The sequence below is a fragment of the Mesorhizobium sp. M5C.F.Ca.IN.020.32.2.1 genome, assembly GCF_004023105.1.
Lineage (GTDB): Bacteria > Pseudomonadota > Alphaproteobacteria > Rhizobiales > Rhizobiaceae > Mesorhizobium > Mesorhizobium wenxiniae.
Genome location: NZ_RZSX01001584.1, coordinates 1 through 583 on the forward strand (window position 1 = coordinate 1; position 583 = coordinate 583).

Genomic DNA, 583 nt, shown 5'->3' on the forward strand with positions numbered 1-583 from the left:
AATCCGATGTCGCCCAACTCGTTTGTCATCGCCGCTGCCGCAGTTGACTTGCCCCCTCGCGTTTCATACCTATCATGTGAAACCGAAAGCAAGGTGACGCCCATGGGCGCTGATGCCAAGACCGCCATGAAAGTCGAGATGACCGACGCCGCCGCCAGGCGGATCGCAAAGATTGTATCTGGCGAAGCCGGCAAGACGGCGCTGCGCGTTTCGGTCGAGGGCGGCGGCTGCTCCGGCTTTTCCTATAAGTTCGACCTGGTCGAAACGCGCAACGATGACGACGTCGCCATCGAGAAAGACGGCGCAACCGTACTGATCGACGACCTCTCGCTGGTCTATTTGGGTGGCTCGGTGATCGATTTCGTTGACGACTTGATGGGCCAGTCGTTCCAGATCAGGAACCCGAATGCAGTCGCCTCGTGCGGCTGCGGCACCAGCTTCAGTATTTAGAAATGCCTGCCATCGGCGCGGTCCGTCAGGTCGCGCTTTCAGCCGGGCGCGATCTCGATGCAACGCTGGCGTTCTGGCACGACGTGCTTGGCATGACGGTGCACGTGCGCTTCGATCAGCCCGGCATCGCCTT

Annotated in this window: 2 protein-coding genes; both read left to right on the forward strand. The window is 60.4% G+C overall.

Annotated elements, in window-relative coordinates:
* The first annotated feature begins 102 nt into the window (after nucleotides 1-102).
* Nucleotides 103-450, forward strand: a complete 348-nt coding sequence (erpA, locus tag EOA86_RS37585) for an iron-sulfur cluster insertion protein ErpA (protein WP_127211251.1) — start codon at nucleotides 103-105, stop codon at nucleotides 448-450.
* Nucleotides 451-452: 2 nt separating this feature from the next.
* Nucleotides 453-583, forward strand: a 131-nt coding sequence (locus EOA86_RS41060) for a VOC family protein (RefSeq protein WP_348633392.1), incomplete at its 3' end; no start/stop codon positions are given.